Annotated in this window: 20 protein-coding genes; 7 read left to right on the top strand and 13 right to left on the bottom strand. The window is 60.1% G+C overall.

Translation table 11 applies throughout. From position 1 onward, the window contains the following. Window positions 1-70: 70 nt before the first annotated feature. Window positions 71-1,246 (top strand): FMNH2-dependent alkanesulfonate monooxygenase, encoded by a 1,176-nt coding sequence (gene ssuD / locus C9E91_RS10800; RefSeq protein ID WP_107108284.1) that lies wholly within the window; start codon window positions 71-73, stop codon window positions 1,244-1,246. An 87-nt stretch (window positions 1,247-1,333) separates the two neighbouring features. Here the strand turns inward: ssuD and C9E91_RS10795 are convergent, their stop codons facing one another. From C9E91_RS10795 to C9E91_RS10780, 4 genes are all read right to left on the bottom strand, one after another. Next, window positions 1,334-1,810, bottom strand: coding sequence for an SRPBCC family protein (locus C9E91_RS10795; RefSeq protein WP_107108283.1), 477 nt, complete (start codon window positions 1,808-1,810; stop codon window positions 1,334-1,336). Next, on the bottom strand, window positions 1,807-2,151 hold the full coding sequence (locus C9E91_RS10790; RefSeq protein WP_107108282.1) for an ArsR/SmtB family transcription factor: 345 nt from the start codon (window positions 2,149-2,151) through the stop codon (window positions 1,807-1,809). Before C9E91_RS10790 ends, C9E91_RS10795 begins: the two co-directional genes overlap by 4 nt. After that, window positions 2,144-2,836 carry a glutathione S-transferase family protein gene (locus C9E91_RS10785; RefSeq protein ID WP_107108281.1) on the bottom strand — a complete coding sequence of 231 codons (693 nt, stop codon included), beginning with the start codon at window positions 2,834-2,836 and terminating at the stop codon, window positions 2,144-2,146. The genes C9E91_RS10790 and C9E91_RS10785 overlap by 8 nt, the downstream gene beginning before the upstream one ends. Window positions 2,837-2,966: 130 nt before the next feature. Then, window positions 2,967-3,791, bottom strand: coding sequence for a class I SAM-dependent methyltransferase (locus C9E91_RS10780; RefSeq protein WP_107108280.1), 825 nt, complete (start codon window positions 3,789-3,791; stop codon window positions 2,967-2,969). A 177-nt stretch (window positions 3,792-3,968) separates the two neighbouring features. Between C9E91_RS10780 and C9E91_RS10775 the strand changes: the two genes are divergently transcribed. Beyond that, window positions 3,969-4,664: a DUF2270 domain-containing protein gene (locus C9E91_RS10775; RefSeq protein WP_245407477.1), complete on the top strand. Its 696-nt coding sequence runs from the start codon at window positions 3,969-3,971 to the stop codon at window positions 4,662-4,664. Window positions 4,665-4,682: 18 nt separating this feature from the next. On the opposite strand, the gene C9E91_RS10770 is transcribed toward C9E91_RS10775, so the two are convergent. From C9E91_RS10770 to C9E91_RS10755, 4 genes are all read right to left on the bottom strand, one after another. Then, window positions 4,683-4,949, bottom strand: coding sequence for an usg protein (locus C9E91_RS10770; RefSeq protein WP_104823311.1), 267 nt, complete (start codon window positions 4,947-4,949; stop codon window positions 4,683-4,685). Between the two features lie 197 nt (window positions 4,950-5,146). Further along, window positions 5,147-5,977, bottom strand: a complete 831-nt coding sequence (locus tag C9E91_RS10765) for an ABC transporter permease (RefSeq protein WP_107108278.1) — start codon at window positions 5,975-5,977, stop codon at window positions 5,147-5,149. Then, the gene (locus tag C9E91_RS10760; protein ID WP_107108277.1) at window positions 5,974-6,777 is read right to left on the bottom strand and encodes an ABC transporter permease; all 804 of its coding nucleotides are present in this window, start codon (window positions 6,775-6,777) and stop codon (window positions 5,974-5,976) included. Before C9E91_RS10760 ends, C9E91_RS10765 begins: the two co-directional genes overlap by 4 nt. 117 nt (window positions 6,778-6,894) lie before the next feature. Then, window positions 6,895-7,677, bottom strand: a complete 783-nt coding sequence (locus C9E91_RS10755; RefSeq protein ID WP_107108276.1) for an ABC transporter substrate-binding protein — start codon at window positions 7,675-7,677, stop codon at window positions 6,895-6,897. 371 nt (window positions 7,678-8,048) lie between these two features. Here C9E91_RS10755 and C9E91_RS10750 point away from each other — a divergent pair, with 371 nt between their 5' ends. Continuing rightward, complete coding sequence (locus C9E91_RS10750) at window positions 8,049-10,520, top strand: OmpA family protein (RefSeq protein ID WP_107108275.1); 2,472 nt, start codon at window positions 8,049-8,051, stop codon at window positions 10,518-10,520. A 53-nt stretch (window positions 10,521-10,573) separates the two neighbouring features. Here C9E91_RS10750 and mobB read toward each other — a convergent pair whose 3' ends face one another. The 3 genes from mobB to C9E91_RS10735 are packed head-to-tail and all read right to left on the bottom strand — an operon-like array spanning window position 10,574 to window position 12,673. Further along, complete coding sequence (gene mobB / locus C9E91_RS10745; protein ID WP_107108274.1) at window positions 10,574-11,104, bottom strand: molybdopterin-guanine dinucleotide biosynthesis protein B; 531 nt, start codon at window positions 11,102-11,104, stop codon at window positions 10,574-10,576. Beyond that, window positions 11,101-11,751, bottom strand: a complete 651-nt coding sequence (gene mobA, locus C9E91_RS10740; protein WP_107108538.1) for a molybdenum cofactor guanylyltransferase MobA — start codon at window positions 11,749-11,751, stop codon at window positions 11,101-11,103. The genes mobB and mobA overlap by 4 nt, the downstream gene beginning before the upstream one ends. A 10-nt stretch (window positions 11,752-11,761) precedes the next feature. Continuing rightward, on the bottom strand, window positions 11,762-12,673 hold the full coding sequence (locus C9E91_RS10735; protein WP_107108273.1) for a DMT family transporter: 912 nt from the start codon (window positions 12,671-12,673) through the stop codon (window positions 11,762-11,764). Between the two features lie 333 nt (window positions 12,674-13,006). Between C9E91_RS10735 and C9E91_RS10730 the strand changes: the two genes are divergently transcribed. Further along, the gene (locus tag C9E91_RS10730; protein ID WP_107108272.1) at window positions 13,007-15,556 is read left to right on the top strand and encodes a methyl-accepting chemotaxis protein; all 2,550 of its coding nucleotides are present in this window, start codon (window positions 13,007-13,009) and stop codon (window positions 15,554-15,556) included. An 80-nt stretch (window positions 15,557-15,636) separates the two neighbouring features. Here C9E91_RS10730 and moaA read toward each other — a convergent pair whose 3' ends face one another. Further along, on the bottom strand, window positions 15,637-16,686 hold the full coding sequence (gene moaA, locus C9E91_RS10725) for a GTP 3',8-cyclase MoaA (RefSeq protein WP_107108537.1): 1,050 nt from the start codon (window positions 16,684-16,686) through the stop codon (window positions 15,637-15,639). A 134-nt stretch (window positions 16,687-16,820) separates the two neighbouring features. Here moaA and C9E91_RS10720 point away from each other — a divergent pair, with 134 nt between their 5' ends. Then, a complete protein-coding gene (locus C9E91_RS10720; protein WP_107108271.1) occupies window positions 16,821-17,195 on the top strand; it encodes a gamma-butyrobetaine hydroxylase family protein in 375 nt (124 codons plus the stop codon). 25 nt (window positions 17,196-17,220) lie between these two features. Beyond that, entirely contained in the window at window positions 17,221-18,420 is a 1,200-nt protein-coding gene (locus C9E91_RS10715) for a low temperature requirement protein A (RefSeq protein WP_107108270.1), read from the top strand. On the opposite strand, the gene C9E91_RS10710 is transcribed toward C9E91_RS10715, so the two are convergent. Then, on the bottom strand, window positions 18,414-18,899 hold the full coding sequence (locus tag C9E91_RS10710) for a MarR family winged helix-turn-helix transcriptional regulator (RefSeq protein WP_107108269.1): 486 nt from the start codon (window positions 18,897-18,899) through the stop codon (window positions 18,414-18,416). The genes C9E91_RS10715 and C9E91_RS10710 overlap by 7 nt on opposite strands. Before the next feature lie 45 nt (window positions 18,900-18,944). Between C9E91_RS10710 and C9E91_RS10705 the strand changes: the two genes are divergently transcribed. Next, on the top strand, window positions 18,945-19,916 hold the full coding sequence (locus C9E91_RS10705; RefSeq protein WP_107108268.1) for an alpha/beta hydrolase: 972 nt from the start codon (window positions 18,945-18,947) through the stop codon (window positions 19,914-19,916). Window positions 19,917-19,951 lie beyond the last annotated feature (35 nt).

Genomic DNA, 19,951 nt, shown 5'->3' with positions numbered 1-19,951 from the left:
TGCCAATATTCCGATACAGGCCTCCGCAGGTGGGCTCCCGATCAAACGCGTCCAGGAGACACGACATATCATGACCGCAACCGCCAAACCCATCGACTTCCTGTGGTTCATTCCGACCTCGGGCGACGGCACCTATCTCGGCTCGAACGATCTCAATCGTGGGCCGGAAATTGGCTATTTGACGCAGATCGCCCAGGCGGTCGATCGGCTCGGCTTTTCCGGCGTGTTGCTGCCGACCGGCGTCTCCTGCGAGGAGTCCTTCGTCACCGCGGCGGCCCTGTCTGCGCACACACAGAAGCTGAAGTTCCTGGTCGCCATCCGTCCGGGCACGGCGTCGCCGGCCTATTATGCTCGTCTCGCCTCGACGCTCGATCGCGTTTCCAACGGTCGCGTGCTGCTCAACATCGTGGTTGGCGGCAGCCCCGCCGAATTGGCCGGTGACGGTATCCATCTCGAGCATGATGAGCGCTATGCCCATGCCGACGAGTTCTTTACCGTGTGGGAAGAGCTGCTGGAGAAGGGTAGCTCGACGTTCGATGGCAAGTATATCAAGGCGACCAACGCAAGGCTGGGATTGCCGCCGGTACAGGCGCCGCGTCCGCCACTTTATTTCGGCGGCTCCTCGGATGCCGGCATCGAATTTTCGGTCGGCCGCGTCGACAAATATCTGACTTGGGGCGAGCCGCCGGCGCAAGTGGCCGAGAAAGTGAAGAAGGTACGCGCCGCCGCCGCCCGTAAGGGTCGTGAAGTCAGCTTCGGTATCCGCCTGCACTTCATTGTCCGCGAGACGGACGAGGAGGCGTGGGCGGCCGCCGACCGACTGATCTCCAAGCTCGACGATGAGACGATCCGGGAAGCGCAGGAGCAATTCGTCAATCAATCCGACTCCGTTGGTCAGAGGCGCATGGCGGCTCTTCATAGCGGCCGCCGCGACAAGCTGGAGGTTTCGCCAAACCTTTGGGCGGGCGTCGGCCTCGTGCGCGCCGGTGCCGGCACGGCCCTGGTCGGGTCGCCGAAGACCGTGGCGGCAAGGCTGCGCGAGTATCAGGATATCGGCATCGAAACCGTGATCGGCTCCGGCTATCCGCATCTGGAAGAGGCCTATCGCGTCGCTGAACTGCTGTTTCCGGAGCTTGGGTTATCCCGCGAGGAACAGCGAGCCGGCTTCCGCAATGAATTCGGGGCGAAGCATATTTTTGCCGGCGGCAGCCATGGCGGCAATCTGAAGGTCGTTTCCGGCTCGTAACGCGACCAAGCAATCGGCACGGTGATCCGGCGCTGGCCGAGGTGAAGGCCAGTTGCCGGCGACGATCCTGGGGGATGCGCGAGCAGGCTAGTTCGGCCTGCTTTCATCACCCTCGACATAGAGTCGAAGGTTGTCAAAGCCGATTTCCGTACCCATCAGCCGCGAGCCATTGTCGCCGTAGCCATCGAGAAAAACCACCTGCTCGGTGAACAGCATTATCGTGCTGCCGGGCGCCGGAGCGAAGGTAACAGTGGCCAGCGACACCGAGATGCGCTTGTCGTCGAGCATCATGTCAAAGACGTAGATAATGCGTTCGTTCGGTACGATATCGATGTAGCGGCCCTGATAGGCGTGTATCACGCCGTCCGTCGAAGCCACGCGGTTGCTTTCATTGCCGCCGGGACGGAAGTCGAGCTGGAATTCCAGTGGTGTCCAATCCCCATGGCAAGCGAACCACTGGCGCTTGTTCTCAGCCACCGCCCATGCGCCGAAGACGCGTGACAGCGGCGCCTTGAAGTGGCGCTCTATGGTCAGTGTCGTATGTTCCGTCGTTCTCCCGGTCATTTCACCGCTGTCTCCTCGGAATTGTCGGCTAGGAATTGGTCGAGCCGGTCGAAGGTCCTGTTCCATCCCGCTTTGCGCTCGGCGATCCAGCGCTCGACCGAATCCAACGCCTCCTTCCGGAGTTGGTAGGTCCGCACCCGGCCGATCTTTTCCGAATGCACCAGACCGCTCGTCTCCAATACGTGCAGATGTTTCATCACGGTCGGCAGTGCCATGGCGAACGGCTGGGCTAATTCCATTACCGAGGCGGGACCGCGGCCGAGACGGTCGATCATGCCGCGCCGGCTTTGATCCGATAGGGCCTGGAACATGCGATCGAGCGCAAGAGGATCGTCAAGCATGCGGCTGTTCCGGACGGAAACGGGCGGGCAGCTTTTGGCTATAGGGATAGAAATGGAAGTAGGGTATCGCCTCTTCGAGCACGCGCGCGAAAGACGGACGATCGAGTAGGCGTTGGTAATATTGCTGCAGCCGGACCTGCTGGTCGTCGAAGGGGACGAGTGTTTCGGCGTAGAACAATGCCGGGGCCGCGGCGCAATCCGCCATTGTCAACGCGTCACCCGCGATCCAACGTTTTTCGCCCAGTTGCTGCTCGATCATACCGTAGGCGGTGCGCAACAACGCCTGCGCCTGCGCGACGGCTCTGGGATCCCGCTCCTCTTCCGGACGACGAATATCGGCGACGATCGCCTGCATTGGTTCCTGCACATAGAGATCGAAGAAACGATCCCAGAGGCGGACGCAGAGCGCATCCGTCGGATCGAGCGGCAATAGTGGCGTCGGGCCGGGATAGTGTCGGTCGAGATATTCGATGATGATACTGGTTTCAGGAATGGTGCTGTCGAGCGCCTCGTCGCGCAGCACAGGGAATTTGCCGATCGGCCAGAGGCGCAGCAGCGATGCGCGCGACTCCTCGTTGGCGAGATCGATGATCTGGCTCTCGAAGGGCGTACCGTTCTCATAAAGCGCGATCAAGACCTTATGGCAGAAGGAGGCGAGGGGATGCTGATAGAGGATGAGAGACATGCAACGACCTTTCCTGCATCGGGGCTTATGCTGAAACTTACCTAAATGGCTAAGTAACAGATCGCGCGATCGAGTGCAATGAATAGTTATCCAATTGGATAACTATTCGGGCCGGTTTCAATAAGTCAGATCACGCCGCAACGAGACGCGCAATCACCAGATGGCCCGGCGTCGGGTGGCCGTCTTCCATGCGGACATTGATGTCGGTGATTTCGATCAGTTCGAAGCCGGTCGCGGTTAGCCGTTCGCGCACGTAGCTTTCCGCATGGGCAAAGCGCTGATGCGGACCGACCATGTAAGGGCGGCCTGCCATTGCGCTCTCGGGCAGGGTTTCCGATGAAAAGATGAAGAGGCCGCCCTGTGTCATGTTTTCGGCGGCGCCGAAGAACAGAGGCTCCAACGCGCCGAGATAGGGCAGCACATCGGTGGCGGTGATCAGATCGAACGCCTCCTCGTCATTGTCGTCGAGGAAATCCTCGACTTCGGCGACGATTAGCGTCTCATAGAGATCCTTCTCATGGGCGACTTCGACCATGTTTTCGGAAATATCGATGCCGGTGATGTCCTCGACGATGTCGCGTAGCGTGCCGCCGGTCAGGCCGGTGCCGCAGCCGAGATCGAGCATGCGCTTGAAGGGGCCGAGGCCGAGTGCCTGCAGCCGCTGCCGCACGAGAACGGGAACATGGTAGCCAAGCTGCTCGACAAGCACGTCCTCAAAGACTTCAGCATGCTGATCGAAGAGGGTTTCGACATAAGCATCCGGCGCTTTCACCGGCGTTTCGCCGCGGCCCATCGAGGCGATGCGCACGGCTGCGCCGCCGTGGTCCTCGGGATCGATCGCCAGCACATCCTCATAGGCCTTGACCGCAGCGTCGATATCGCCGGCTTTTTCGAGCGCAAGGGCGCGGTTGTAGGCTTCCGCCAGCGCATCTTCGTCGATCTTTTTCTTTGCCATGAGTGTTCGGTCCTTCATTCGTTAGGGAGGCATTAAGGTGCTTGAAAGGCTTTTGCAATGGCCGCGTTGAAGGAGCAAAATATTCGTTCGCAGCAGGGTCGGGCCATAAGGCCGTTGCGCGAAAGAAGAAAAAAGGAGGAAAAAACCATGGCCACCGAGCTCACCACGCCCCATCTCATGGACAGTGCCACGGATCGGAAATCGCCGCCCATGCCGACGACGACGGGAGAGATCACCAACACGTTGACCCATTATTACCGTGGCGAGCTTGGGCGGATGACGAGTTGGCGCGACCGCATCGACCGGACCTCGAATTGGGCAATTACCGTCGTCGCGGCTTTGCTTTCCGTATCGCTCTCATCGCCGACGTCGCATCATGGCGTGCTGTTGTTCGGCATCATGCTGATCACATTGCTGCTGATGATCGAGGCGCGGCGCTATCGCTTCTTCGATGTCTACCGGGCGCGGATACGGCAACTGGAGCGGAGCTATTTTGCGCAGATCCTGGCGCCCGAAGCCGAGCTCAATCCCGATTGGGCACTGTCGATTGCCAAAAGCCTGCGTGCACCACGGTTTCTGCTCAGCTATTTCGAAGCAATGCAGCGGCGCCTGCGGCGGAATTATTGCTGGATGTATGCGATTCTGCTGTTGGCGTGGGTATTGAAGATTTCGACGCCCAAGCTACAGGCGGAAGGTGTGCCGCAAGATTTTGTGCATTCGTGGAGCTATATTGCCGACAACGCCGCGCTTGGACCGATCCCCGGTTGGCCGGTGATCGCAATCGTCGCTGTGTTCTACGCCGTCATTCTCTATGGCACATTACGCCGCGGGCCGGATGACGGCGATTTCACCCATGGCGAAGCACATGTCTGATCGTTGGCAAAGCCCAGACTAATGCAGGATGAACTCTCCCTTCACCGCCCGCCACTCGGTCGCCGAGATCAGCCGGCGGTGAACGTAGCGCACCGAATGTAACGGCCCGTCGAGCTTCTCCTGCCAGAATTTCAGGAAGCCGCGCATTTCCGGGAAATTCGGAGCGAGATCATAGTCCTGCCAGATGTAGGTCTGTAGAAATTGCGGATGATCGGGCAGGCGATAGAGGATCTGCGCCGTGGTCAGCCCATAGCCTTGCAACTGCTTTTGCATGTCGTTGTGCATGAGGTCTCTCTTTCTGTTCCCACTGTTCTTCGTGACTCGGAGGTCACAGGAAAATGGAAACACCTCATGGTAAACCCAAGCTTTACAAAAGTGTTGCAAAAAAGAAATTTTGTCACGAAGATCAATATGATAGCAGCCTTATCAGGTGAGTGCTGCCAAGCGCAGACGGCGAAAGGGTGACGCCGTCCGGGTGAGGATCAACGTCTTAGATGGCGCGTCAGATAGGCTTCTATGTGCGCCCAACCGTTGCGCATCAGCTCGACGATGGAAAGATAGAAGATCGCCGCCCAGAGATAGGTCTGGTAGTCGTAGGTTTGTGAGAAGGCATAGCGTGTCTCGCCCATCAGATCGTAGACGGTGATGATCGAGACGGTCGCGGAGCTCTTGATCAGGAGGATGATCTCGTTGCCGTAAGGGCGCAACGCCACGATCAACGCCTGCGGCAAGATGATCTTGTAGAAGGTGACGAGCTTGTGAAGGCCGAGCGACGCCGCAGCCTCGCTTTGGCCGTGATGGACGCTCTGGATGGCGCCACGGACAATTTCGGTCTGATAGGCCGCCGTGTTCAGCGTCATGGCAAACAGACCGCAATTGAAGGGATCGCGGAAGAACCACCAGAGACCGATGCTGTCAATGAAGCCGCGCGCCTGCGGAAAGCCGTAATAGACCATGAAGATCTGCGCCAGCAGCGGCGTGCCGCGGAAGAGATAGACATAGCAATAGGTCAGGCCTTTGAGAATCCTGTTCTTCGACATTCTCGCGAAGGCGAGCGGAATGGAGAGGATCGCACCGAGGATGAAGGAAAGGCCGACGAGCTTCACTGTAATCCAGAGGCCGTGAAGAAAGCGCGGACCGAACTTGAAGAATTTCGCGTTGTCCCAATTGGTGATCATCATCGTGATGAGCGCGATGCCGAGCAGTGCCCAGAGCGCCAGGAAGAAATAACCGGCGAGGCGGGCCTTGGAGAGGCGCTTCATCGTCTCCGGTGGCGCCGGGCGCGCCGGGATCAAGACTTCAGCATAGCTCATCGGCGAAACTCCGCGCGTTTGGCCCAGCGATCGAGATAAAGCAACCCGGCCGAAGAGATGATGGCGAGCACCAGATAAAGGCCGCAGGCAACCAGGTAGAAGAAGAACGGTTCCTTGGTCGCGCGTACGGCAAGGCCCGTCTGGCGGATGATGTCAGCGAGTCCGATGACGGAAACGTAGGATGTGTCCTTCAGCAGGTTCATCCAGAGGTTTCCAAGATTGGGAAGCGAGATGCGGATCAATTGCGGCAGGATGATAAGACGCATCGTGCGGGCGCGGTGAAAGCCGAGAGCATCGCCCGCTTCATACTGTCCCTTGGGAATCGCTCTAAAGGCTGACAGCAGAACTTCCGAACAATAGGCGGAAAAGACGATCGAAAGCGCGACCATGCCGGCGACGAAGGCATTGATTTCGACCTGCCCGGTGTAGCCGACGTAGGCGAGTGCCGTTTGCAGCAGAATCTGGATGCCGTAATAGATGATGAAGAGCGTCAGAAGCTCCGGCAGGCCGCGGAAGATGGTGGTGAATACGCCGGCAGCGAGCCGCAGGGACTTTTCTTCGGATTGCTGCGCGAGCGCCACCAGGAAGCCGACGATCAAGCCGAGCGGCAATGTCAGGACGGCCACCGTTATCGTGATTTTGAGGCCGCCCGCGATCTCGTCGCCCCAGCCGGTGTCTCCGCAGGCGATAACAGTGTTCTGGCCGAACAGGGTGAATAGCCCCACGGGGCCGCACAGTGGATCGAAGGCGTCACTCATCCAGGTCCACAAGGAACCAAACGCGGAAAACAATCCGCCCATACCGTATTTCCCCTCGCAGCTTTTGCCGCGTCTCTCTTATAATTCTATTAGTTGTCAAACAAAAACGGCGGAAGAGCAAGCTTCCGCCGTCGTCTTTTCCCAAGGAATCGACGGCGATCACTCGCCGTAGACGTCGAAGTCGAAATACTTGTCCTGGATCTTCTTGTAGGTGCCGTCAGCGCGGATCGCAGCGATCGCAGCGTTGAGCTTGTCCTTCAGCGCGGTGTCGCCCTTGCGGAGGCCGATGCCGGCGCCAACGCCGTTGATTTGCGGATCGGTCTTCAGCGTGCCGAGCATCTTGCAGCAATTGCCGGAGTCGGACTTAACCCATTCGGAAAGAACCACGACGTCGTCGATGACAGCGTCGATACGGCCGTTGGCGAGGTCGAGCTTGTATTCGTCCGGCGACGGATAGAGCTTCAGCTCGGCATCCTTCAGATGTGCGGTGGCGTAGTTTGCGTGCGTGGTCGAGGACTGCGCGCCGATGGTCTTGCCCTTCAGGGCCTCATCGGTTGCGGCGGTCACGGTCGAATCCTTCGGCACGGCGATCGCCGGTGGGGTGTTGTAGTATTTGTTGGTGAAGTCGATCGTCTTTTCACGCTCCGGCGTGATCGACATGGACGATACGATGGCGTCGAACTTCTTGGCCTGCAGGGCCGGGATGATGCCGTCGAAATCCTGGTTCACGAAGGTACATTTGACCTTCATCTGATCGCAAAGCGCATTGGCTATATCGATGTCGAAGCCGACGAATTTGCCGGCTGAGTCGAGGGATTCGAACGGCGGATAGGTGGCATCGGTGCCGATAACGATCGAATCGCCGTCAGCGAGTGCTGCCCCGGCGAAAAGCGACATCGCGGCAAGCGACGCAGCGGCGAAAAGACGAGTGGAGATGCGCATTTTGATCCTCTCTGTTGACGACCGGCGGCTATTTTTCTTCATTGGCGACCGGCCAGAATGGAGCGGGTGCGTGGCCCGCCTGCTGCGGATATTCGTACTTTTTTTTCACAAATTGCAACTGGAATTACAAAGCCGCATTGCGTCGCACACACGATCTCCAAAGCGCTTGCGTGATCCCGCAAAGCTGAACGGAAGCCTTCCGGCGCGTTCAGGCGGGGTTAATTTTGCGTGCCTAATTGTTCGGAACATATCACTGCCTGCCGCGATTCAGCCCTATGGGCACCGAAAATTGGCCGGGATCATCGGGCATCAGCTCCATGGGCTGGGATCCGCACCTCGGCGGATAATGATAATAAAAGGAGACCCCAACTATGGGAAAGCGATCCAGACTATTTGCCAGTGCAGCATTTCCGCTGCTGTCCTTAACACTGGCATTTGAGCCCGCCGCCGCCACAGCGCTGCGCGAACAGCCCATCGCACCGTTGAGCAATGATGCCGCCAAATCGGCGGCCATCGACGGCAATGCAAGTTTCGAAGTTGCCCAGGAGCAGCCGGCTCCGGACGGACAATCCGAGGAAGAACTGCGCAAGCACAAGAAGCCAGGTGCTGCCGAGCAGGGAGAACCGCAAGGCCAGAAGCCGGCACAGCAGGGCGGGGCAGAGCCGCAACACAAGATGAAAGAAGCGCAGCCCGAAGCTCAGCCTGAACAGGCGAAGCCGGGCAAGCAGCAGCAACAGGAAACGCAGCAGCCCAAGGCGGCCGCACCGGAAACCCAGCAGGCTCAGCCGGAGCAAAAGAAGCCTAAGCAGAATGCGGAGCAACAGCCAGCGGTGCAGCCGGAGGCAACGCCGCAGACGAAGGCCGCTCAGCAACAGGCTGCCCCTGAAGCGCAACCGCAAGCCCAGCCCGAACTGAAGAAGCATCAGAAGTCGCAGGGGCAGGCGGCTGAACCGGCACAGCAGCCGGCGGAAAAGCAGGCGGCACCCGCTCAGCAGCCGGCAGAAAAGCCGGCGGTGCCTGCTCAGCAACCAGCGGAAAAGCAGGCCGCGCCCGCACAGCAACCGGCCCCGGCCACGCAACAGTCTCAGAGCCAACAGGCTCAGCCGGAGACACAAGGCCAGCCCGAGCCAAAGAAGCATCAGAAGAAGCAAGATCAATCGGCAGCGCCGGCACAGCAACCGGCCGAACAGCAGGCAACGCCAGCCCCGAAGCAGGCTCCTTCCACTGAGCAGCAGGCAGCGCCAGCCCTGAAACAAGCTCCTTCCGCAGCGCAGGCCCAGCCGAATACCCAGGCTCAGCCGGGAACGCAGGTCGAGCCCGGCACGCAGCAGGGACAGAAGCCGGGCCACAAGCTGCCGCTGAATGAGCAGCAGACCGGACAGCAGCCTGCTGCCGCTCCCGAACAGCAGCCGGTTCAGAAAAGCCAGGGACTGCAGGCTCAGCCGCAGAATCAGGCCGCTCCGCAGACTGGCAAACAAGCGCAGCCGAACGTCGAAACCGGTGCTCCCGCCCAGGGTAACGCCGCGCAGGCACCGGCCAATGGTGCCGTACAGCAGGGCGCCCAGACAGCAGCTCCCGCCGCCGCACCGGTCTCGCCTCAGGAACTCGAGCGCCGAAAGAAGATCGCGGAAAATCCTGCGGCCACCAACGAAACCGTCATTCTGCCGGTGCAGAACGGCGCTGCCGTGCTGGATAGCGATAAGGACACGGCACGGCGCGGCCTTCGTCAGGGTGGCCAAGCCGCCGGCGGTCAGGCGGGTCAGGCGCCGGTTCAAGGTCAGGCCCAGCCTCAGACGCAACAAGGGCAGAACGCCCCGGTGCAACCGCAGCCGGCCTATGCCAAGCCACCGACCTCCGATGCCGAAGCGCAACGCGCGCTCGGCGGACAGCAGCAACAGCCTGTGAGGATCGAAGCCATTACCAGCGAGCAGGGCCGACGGCTTGATCGCCGGCCGGATTTCGCGGCGCCGGAAGGTGTCGCCGTTCAGCCGAATGGCACTCAGGACAATCGCGTCATCCTGAATATCGACAACAACTTTGTGGTCCGTCACGATGACAGCGAGCGCTTCGTTCGCGACGGCGAACGTCCGACCTATGAGCAGCTTCCGCGCGACCGTTATCGCGAAACGATCGACCGGCCGGATGGCGATCGCATTATCACGGTGCGCAATCGCTATGGCGACGTCATTCAGCGCTCGCGCATCGACGCGCGCGGCCGCGAATATGTGCTGTTCTATTCGCCGGAACTGGAGGATCAGCCGGACCAGGACGACTACTTCCGCGATCCCGGTGACGAATTGCCGCCGATGCGCCTGCGCATTCCGGTGAACCAGTACATCATCGATACTGGCACGGACCGCCAGGCGGACTATTACGGCTTCTTGCGCGAACCGCCGGTCGAGCCGGTCGAGCGGGTCTATTCGCTGAACGAAGTGCGTTATTCCGCCCGCATCCGCGACAAGGTGCGCCGTATCGACCTCGATACGATCACCTTTGCGACGGGTAGTGCGGAAATCCCGATGTCGCAGGCAAGTTCGCTGCGCGGCGTTGCCGACGCCATGGGCAAGATCGTCAAGAAGGACCCAACCGAGACCTTCCTGATCGAAGGTCATACGGATGCCGTCGGCACTGCGCAAAGCAACCTGGTTCTTTCCGACCAGCGTGCCGAATCCGTCGCCAACGTCCTCAGCGATGTCTACGGCATTCCGCCGGAAAACCTGGTGACCCAGGGTTACGGCGAGCAATATCTCAAGGTGAATACGCAGGGGCCCGAGCAGGAAAACCGTCGCGTTACCATCCGCCGTGTTACGGCGCTGGTACGTCCGGTCGCTTCAACTCAGTAAGCTTTTCCTGTCTCAAACGCGTGAGGCCGTCGGATCTTTGTCCGGCGGCCTTTTCATTTTGCCGGTTCGCTGAGGCCAACCGTCGCGGCGATGAAATCGGCGATCGCAAGCGTATCGTCGAGATCGAAAACGGTCAGCGCGCCAGTGTCTTCCACTGGATGATCAGCGGCTATGGCGACGATATGCGGATCCTGCGGCGCCAAGGGCGCTCGGTTGGCGGCCTCCAGGCGACGGGCTTCGATCTTGGGGATCGGCTCGCGCTTGTAGCCTTCGATCAGGACGAGGTCGCAAGGGGCGAGCCGCGCCAGGATTTCCTCGAAGCTTGGTTCCGGCTCGCCGCGCAGTTCGTGCATGATGGCGTAGCGCGTGCCGGAGACGATGGTGACTTCATGCGCTCCGGCTTCGCGATGACGAAAGCTGTCGGCGCCGACCTTGTCGATGTCGAAGTCGTGGTGAGCATGTTTGATCGTCGAAATCTTGTAGCCGCGGCGGGTGAACTCGGTGACAAGCCGCACCGCAAGGCCGGTCTTGCCGGAGTTCTTCCAGCCGGCGATGCCGAAGATTTTGGGTCGCATCGTTGTCATGGTGTCTGCTCCAATGCCGCGAGCCATGTTTCTGCGGCGATCAGGTCATCGGGCGTGTTGACGTTGAAGAATGGATCGAGGGGACCGATCGGCGTTTGGATCATAGCAAAGTCGACCTTTCGGACAATATGGCGGGCGAGAAAATCCCTGACGCGCCGCTTATCATCACCAAGAATCCAGGTTTCGAGATCGTCGGCAATCGAGACGGGCCATAGGCCGAACACGGGATGATCGCGGCCCGACGACGCAGCTATCGCGATTTCGTCTCGGCCTTCAATCGTTTTGGCCAGCCGCGCGACGAGATCGCTCGGAAAGAATGGGCTGTCGATCGGCACGGTGGCGATATGCGAAGCCTGCGGGTGCTTTTTCGCCGCATCACGCATGGCGGTGAGCACGCCGGCAAGCGGGCCGAGCTTGCCGGGGAGGGTATCGGGAAGAAGCGGCAGCCCTACCGTATCCGACCAATCGGCATCAGCATTGAGCACGATCGATTTTCTCTGCTGCTGTCCAATGCGAGTCGCTATGCGCGCCAGAAGGCTTTCGCCGCCGAGAAGGACAAGCGCCTTATTCGCGCCCATGCGGCTGGAGCGGCCGCCGGCGAGCAGATAGGGCGGGATATCGGCGGGATTTGTGATGAAGCCGGGCATGCTGGCGACCTCAGGCGGGCACACGCGGCTCGGATTCCTGGGCGACACGCTCGGCCGCTTGCCGTTTGCTCTCCCGATAGAATGTATAGAGACCCGAGGCGATGACAATGGCGGAGCCGATCATGGTCCAGGCATCCGGCGTCTCGCCGAAGAACAGCAAGCCGAGCAATGCGGACCAAATGAGGCTTAGATAACGGAACGGTGCGACGAAGGAGATCTCGGCCGTGCGCATCGCCTGGATCACCGATTGATAGCCGACGAGCACCAGGATCGACGCGAGCAGGATGTGCGAGAACGGCGTGAAGCTGATTGGCTGCCAGCCGCCGAGCGGGGTGATCGACAAAGCGCCGAAGATGGAGATCGAAATCGCGGTTATGACCGTCACCATCAGCGACGGCACATCCTTGCTGACGCAACGCGTCGCCAGATCGCGGGCGGCGGTGGCGAACATGCTGGCGACAACGAGCAGGGCAGCCGTCGTGAAGCCATCGGGGCCGGGGCGAATGATGATGAGCACGCCGACAAAGCCGACGGTGATCGCCGTCCAGCGCCGCCAGCCGACCGGCTCCTTCAGGAACAGGGCCGCGCCTAGGGTGACGGCGAGCGGCAGGGCCTGCAGGATGGCGGAGGCGTTGGCAATCGGCATCATGCCGAGCGCGGTGATGTAGGTTATGGCCGCGATCGCTTCGCAGACGACGCGCAGCGCGATCATCGGCTGCAGAATAACTTTCCAGGAGCGCAAGGCGCCCATCTGCCATGCGAGTAGATAGACGAAGACGCTGGTAAAAAGCCCGCGGAGAAACATGATCTCACCGGCGTTCATCACCACGATGACTGATTTGGAAAGTGCGTCGCTGCAGGAAAAACCGGCCATTGCTGCGGCCATGTATAGCGCGCCCTGCGTATTCTTCGTCAGCGGCATAAAAGCGATTCCCTAGATATATGAGCTCGCTCTACTGCGGTTTTCCGCAAATGGGAATCGTTCACGGTGTAGGGGATGATCAAATTCGATGGTGCGTTGCAATGAAAATGTGAGCTGACCGCGCCAACCATTATGCCGAAATCGCGAAAATGGGACAGAATTGCTGATTTTTGGCAGATGGTACAATCTTTTAGGTTCGCGATTAATCCTTATTCAATCTAATTTCCGGACGCTCGGCTCAGTTTTGCATGAGGCAGAAGCATCTACCGCAGCGCAGCAGGGAATGACTGTCCCGCCTACGCCGGATACCAACCAATTTCATTGGGGCGTGGCATGTTCTTCATTGATCGTCTTCTGCAAAGCCGCCGTATCGTGACCAAGGTTCTTATCTTCGTCATACCGCTGGTGGTGCTGATCGCCGGTATCGGCCTGGTCGGCTATCACACGGCCAATATCCTCAACGGCCATATGACCGTGACTCGGGCGACGATCGAAAACATCAGCGATTTCGAGAATTTGCAGGCTGCTCTGCAGGAGTTCACCACGTCGCCATCCGATGAGACGCGTAAGGCACTGACTGACAAGATCGATGCGCAGGCCGCGGGCGTGCAGCGCCTGGGTGGCCTGCTCAGCAATAATCAGCGCGCCAAGATTTCCGCCGTCAGCGCTCTGGCCGACCAGATGCGCAATCAGACGACCGCTCTCTGGAATATCAAGCAAAAGCAGGACAGCGATGTCGATGCGATCCAGAAGGCCGTGTCGGGCATCGATGCCAGCGGCAAGGCAGCCGGAAAACAGATCGACATCATCCGCAAGGAATTTGGCGACAAGGAAACCTTTGCCAAGGAACTGCTTTATGATGCCGCGGCCTTCAAGGGCCTGTCGGACAAGATGAGCAAGTTGCGCATCCAGGTGCAGATGGCCACCGATTCCAATGAGGAAATCACGGATGCCCGTACCTATACCGATGCGATCCTCAAGCAGGTCGCCACGTCGAAAGCCCTGGTTTCCAAGCGCGGTGCCGCGCTGGTCGACAGCGCGGCCGATGCAGCCAATAAACTCGACGCTGTCCTAAAGGGCAGCGACACGGCCGACCAGAAGGTCGAGGCCATGGGACCGATCCTGCAGAGCTTCGTGAAGATCGAAGGGGATATGACCCTGCAATCGGCCAAGAACAGCGACACGGCTGCGGACCGCTTCGTCAGCCTCGACAAGATCATCGACAGCCAGAAAGAGTTGTTGGATCATGTCGACCAGGCGCTTGTCATGATCGATCACCTGACGCTGCATGCCGCCCGGATGGAGAATGTGCGGGACGGCGCCTCGCGGGATGCCGTTGTCGCCGATTTGAAGGATCTGCACGACGTCGGAGCGAAGATCTCGGCGCTCGGCCCGACCAATGCCACCATGCGCGATTTTGCTAGCCATACTCAGCCTCTGATCGATAGCGTGACCAAGGGTTCGGCGGATCTACTGCAGACCGCGTCCGACTGGAAAAAGACGCGGGTCGATTCCAACACGCTGCTGGCGGATGCGATGACGTCGCTGCGCAGCTTCGTTGCCCAAGCGCAGGAGATCGGCAAGGAAGACAGCGAGCGCTCCGCCAATGTTTCCGTCATTGCCATGATCCTCGGCACGCTGCTGGCCATCGTCGGCGGTCTGATGCTGGTCGAGACGCTGCGTGGACCGCTGAAGCGGGTTACGGAAATCATGACGAGGCTTGCCAGCGGCGACCTGGAAGTGGCGATCGACGGCCGCAATCGTGGCGACGAGATCGGCGATATGGTGCGCTCCGTTACCGTCTTCCGCGATGCCGCCTTGGAAAATGTCCGGCTGGAGCGGGAGGCCGAAAGCGCCCGCGCTTTGTCGGCGGAGGAAAACGCACGGCGCACCGCCGATCGCGCCCGCATTGAAGCTGAACAGAAGCAGGCGCTGAATGCGCTGGCCGATGTTCTTGCCAAGCTTGCCGACGGCAATCTGGAAGAGAGCATGCGCGAGGACCTTTCCGCTGATTTCGTCGAAATGGCCTTCACCTATAATCACGCTGTCGAAGCCCTACGCGAGACGCTGACGGATGTCCGTTACACGGCCGAGGAGATCAAGGGCGGCACAGGTAATCTCGCCGCTTCTGCCGACGATCTCGCACGCCGCACCGAGCAGCAGGCGGCGGCCCTTGAGGAAAGCTCGCGGGCTCTCCACCGTCTGAGCGAGGTCGTGCGCTCCACCGCCGACCGCGCGAAGCAGACGGCGGTCTCGGTCAACGAGACCCAGGCCTATGCAACCCAATCCGGCGAAGTCGTCGCCAAGGCCGTTGGCGCCATGAGTGAGATCAATCGTTCGTCCGAAAAGATTGTTACGATCATCGGCGTCATCGACGAGATCGCGTTCCAGACCAACCTGCTGGCACTGAATGCCGGTGTCGAAGCGGCTCGCGCCGGAGAGGCCGGTCGAGGTTTCGCCGTCGTTGCCCAAGAGGTGCGGGAACTGGCGCAGCGCTGCGCCAACGCGGCGAAGGAGATCAAGGGCCTGATTTCGGCAAGCTCCTCGCAGGTGCAGAATGGCGTCTATCTGGTCGAGCAGACCGGCGCTGCGCTCTGCGAAATCATCGGGCATGTGACCGGCGTCCAGAAGCTTGTGGCCGACATTTCCTCCGCAACGGCCGAGCAGTCGACGGGCATCGAAGAGGTGACGCGGGCGGTCGGCGAGGTCGAGCTGATCACCCAAAGAAATGCGGCGATGGTGGAAGAAAACAACGCCGAAATCCATGGCCTGCGCCAACGCGTCGACATGCTCTCCGACAAGATCGATCGTTTCCGCACCGGCGATGGCGACGGGGCGTATGAAGGCCACCATAACGGCATGGACCGGTATCGCGCCGCCTGAAGTCATATTTGAGACGATAACGATAAACGATTGAAGCGCCGGATGTCCTGTCCGGCGCTTCATCTTTGTATCGGATGGATTCAGCCGCCCGTTACGCTCATATGGCGGGCAACAGCCGGCCTGTTATGGGTGCGGTCGATGATGAAATCGTGACCCTTCGGCTTGCGGGTGATGGCTTCATCGATGGCGGCATAGACAAGCGCATCATCTTCGGTGGCGCGTAGCGCCGTGCGCAGGTCGGCGGCATCGTTCTGGCCGAGGCACATGTAAAGTGTGCCGGTGCAGGTCAGGCGGACACGATTGCAGCTCTCGCAGAAATTATGGGTCAGCGGCGTGATGAAGCCGAGACGGCCGCCGGTTTCGGCAACTTCGACATAACGGGCCGGACCGCCGGTCTTGTAGGGGATATCGGTCAGCGTGAATTGCTGTTCGAGATCGGCGCGCACTTTGGAGAGCGGCAAGTACCGGTCTGTGCGGTCCTCCTCGATCTCGCCCATCGGCATCGTCTCGATGACGGTCAGGTCCATGCCGCGGCCATGGGCGAAACGCAGCAACTCGGGTATCTCCACCTCGTTGAAGTCCTTGAGCGCCACCGCATTGAGCTTGATCTTCAGGCCGGCCTTCTGGGTGGCGTCAATCCCTTCCATCACCTTGGCGAAATCGCCCCAGCGGGTGATGGCGTGGAATTTGTCCGGGTCGAGCGTGTCGAGCGAGACATTGATGCGACGCACGCCGCAATCATAGAGTTCCTCGGCATAGCGGGAGAGCTGCGAACCATTGGTGGTCAGCGTGAGCTCCTCGAGCCCACCGTTTTGAACGCGCTTGCCGAGCTCGCGCACCAGAAACATGATGTTCTTGCGCACCAACGGCTCGCCGCCGGTCAGTCGAATCTTACGGACGCCTTTGGCAATGAAGGCGGAACAGAGCCGGTTCAGCTCCTCCAGCGTCAACAGGTCTTTCTTCGGCAGGAAGGTCATGTGTTCCGCCATGCAATAGGTGCAGCGGAAATCGCAGCGGTCGGTCACGGAGACGCGCAGATAGGTGACCGCCCGCCCGAAGGGGTCGATCATCGGTGACGCATCCGCCACCAGCGGCGATCCGTTGCCTATCGTACCGACAATGCTGTTCACGAAAACCTCCGTTGTCATGTTAATGTGTGCATAGGCGATTGTTGCGTCAAGGGAAATGCATTTTCGAATGCACTTGCGCGTGAGCGACTGGCGGCCTACTTCTCCTGGACGCATTGAAACGCATGGGAAAATCGATGAGCGACGTCTGGCCAACCGAATTGAGAGTGTCGAAGGACCGCCATCACTTGGTGGTGAGCTTCAATGACGGCGCGAGCTTCGATCTGTCGGCGGAAATGTTGCGCGTGCTGTCGCCATCGGCCGAGGTGCAGGGACATGGGCCGGGGCAAAAGATCACCGTGCCCGGCAAACGCAATGTCGGCATCATGTCCATGACGCCGACCGGCAACTATGCCGTCCGCATCGGTTTCGACGATATGCATGACAGCGGCATTTTTACCTGGGCCTATCTTCGCGAACTTGGCGAAAAAGCTTCCGAGCTTTTCGCTGCCTATGAGGCTGAACTGAAGGAAAAGGGCTTGAGCCGCGACGTGGCGGGTAAGCCGCACTAGCACTGTCAGTAGCAAGGGGGCCGGCATGGCAGGTGGGGATCCGGGAAGCTGGTTGCGCGCCAAAGGCAGCAAAAACGAAAGCAGGGTCTCTTTCGTCGAGTTGTTTTTCGATCTGGTCTTCGTCTTCTCCATCTCCCAGCTTTCGCATGCGCTCGGCGATCATTTCACGCCCCTCGGCGCTCTCGAAGCAGGCATGCTGATTTTTGCCGTCTGGTGGGTATGGATATTCACCGTCTGGGTGACGAACTGGCTCGATCCCGATCGTATGCCGGTGCGCATCATGCTTTTCGTGCTGATGTTCGCCGGGCTGGTTCTCTCAGCTTCTATTCCGGATGCCTTTGGTGAGAAGGCCGTTTTCTTCGTCGGCGCCTATGTGTTCATGCAGGTTGGCCGCTCGCTGTTTACCGTCTATGCCCTCAAGGACGTCAGCCCTGCCAATCATCGGAATTTCGTCCGTATCACCTGCTGGCTGATACTGTCTGGCATCTTCTGGGTTTCCGGCGCCGTAACGGAAGGCGAGACGCGGGTGGCGCTATGGCTCGCAGCACTCGCGATCGAATATGCCGCACCCGCCTTCGGCTTCGCCGTGCCTGGCCTTGGCAAGTCGACCGCTGCGGATTGGGATGTTTCCGGTGCACATCTCGCCGAGCGCTGTGCGCTCTTCATCATCATCTGCCTCGGCGAGGCGATCCTGCAGGCGGGCAAGACATTTGCCGAACAGCCGCTTTCGCCGCTGATCGTTGCGGTATTCGTCACCGTCTTCGTCGGCACGGTCGCCATGTGGTGGATCTATTTCCGATTCGGCCATGAACGCGCCGCCCAGCGTATCGAACGGGATGAGACACCCGGCAGCCTGGCGCGACAGGCTTTTACCTATGCGCATATTCCAATTCTGGCCGGCATCATTCTGAGCGTCGTCGGCCATGAGTTCTTATTCTCCCATCCCCATGACCCGGCCGACATGAATGCGGGAGCGGCGATCCTTGGCGGGCCGGCGGTGTTCCTGATCGGTAATCTCTGGTTCAAAGGGGCGACGACCGGCCGACCTCCGCTGTCGCACATTGCCGGTCTTGCGGGGCTAGCGCTACTGGTTCTCGCGCTCTCCCAGATCGATGTCTACCAACTCGGCATCCTCGCCACGGCCGTACTTCTCGTCGTGGCAATATGGGAATTCGCCTCGCTGAACCGTACAGTGCCGTTGGGCCGCCGGTCAAGCAATCACTGATCGCCGATTGTTTCCAGCGGCTCGCGCTCGTCCTGCAGCAACAGGCTGACGATCCGCTCCATGTGCGCCGTCATGATTTCGCATTCGTTGAGCGGCGCGTCCGAGAGCATGCGGTCGATGAGGTCGGTCTGGATGGCCATCGCTTCTTCTGTCACGCGCCGGCCTTCGCCGGTCAGATAAAGCCGCAATACGCGCTTGTCGTGCTTGTCGCCCCGACGTTCGATCAGGCCGCGTTTCTCCATTTGCGGCAATAGCATGCTCATGTTGGAGCGGCCGACCAGCAGCTTGCGGGCCAATTCCTGTTGCGAGATGCCTTCGAAGCGGAAGAGATTGACGAGAATGTCGAGATGCGGCGGCTTGATATCGAGATGGGCGAGCGCCCGACCGAGCGACTGCTGCATGAGCTGGCAGGCGCGGGCAACGGCAATCCAGCTACGAAAACGCGGATGGTCCCAGGGCAGGGATTGATTTTTATTCATCGTTGTACTTTATTGTTCATGATTGAACATTATTGGATTCCCACTATGCCATCCTTTGCGCTTAAGGTCACCCGGCTGGGCCTATCCAGCCTTGGCAGGATTTCGCCGCGACTTGCCGGCAAGGCCGCTTTCAAGCTTTTCTGCCTGACGGCGTCGCGCCGGCCGCAAGGCGCCAAGGCGGAGGCTGCGCACGCACAGGGCAGAGCGCGTCTGAATTCCGCCGAGCAGATCATGCTGTCTTTCCAAGGCGGACAGGCGATGAGCCATCGCTTAAACGGTGGTGCCAAGGGCGAGCGTAAGCGCTTTCTTGTGGTCCATGGCTGGGGATCGAGCAGCGAATACATGTCGGAACTCGCCGTCTTTCTCGCAAATACCGGTGCCGAAGTGATCTCGCTCGATCTGCCGGGCCATGGCCGCTCGCCAGGGCGCTTCCTCAATGTACGCCTCGCCGTTTCGGCTATCGCTGCGGCGGCGGAGCGATTTGGCGCCTTCGATGCCATGATCGGCCATTCCTTCGGCGGAGCTTCTATCGCACTGGCCGCGGCCGGCTTTCTGCCGGGCATCGCCCCGGTTCTGCCGGGTCGCCTAGTGCTGATCGGCGCACCGAGCGCGATGGGCTGGCTGTTCACGGATTTCGGCGGGATGATGAAGCTTGATGCCGCGGCACAGGCAGCGCTTGAGGCGGAGGTCGGTCGCGTCACCGGCAGGCCGCTCGGGGATTATGCCGCCGGACGCAGCGTTCACGATCTCGGCAGGCCCGTGCTGATCATCCATGCGGAAGACGACAAGGAAGTCAGCGCCGATCATGCCCGCGCCTATGCCACCGCGGGCGATCATGTTCGCCTTTTCTGGGCAAACGGCTTCGGTCATCGCCGTATCGTCAGCGCCGCTCCCGTGCTGGCCGCGATCGGCGAGTTCCTGGCGGAAGCGCCGGCGTCACTTCAAGAAAATGCGTTCGAAACCGACGGTGAAACGGTTATATCCTTACTTCGGACCTCGGTGAGGCGCGTGTCATAGCAGCGTCACGCCTTGCGTCTAACCCGCCGGTATCC

The organism is Rhizobium sp. SEMIA4064 (assembly GCF_003025035.1).
Taxonomy (GTDB): Bacteria; Pseudomonadota; Alphaproteobacteria; order Rhizobiales; family Rhizobiaceae; genus Rhizobium; species Rhizobium paranaense.
Note: the sequence above shows the minus strand (reverse complement) of the source record. Positions and strands in the feature narration are given on the sequence as shown.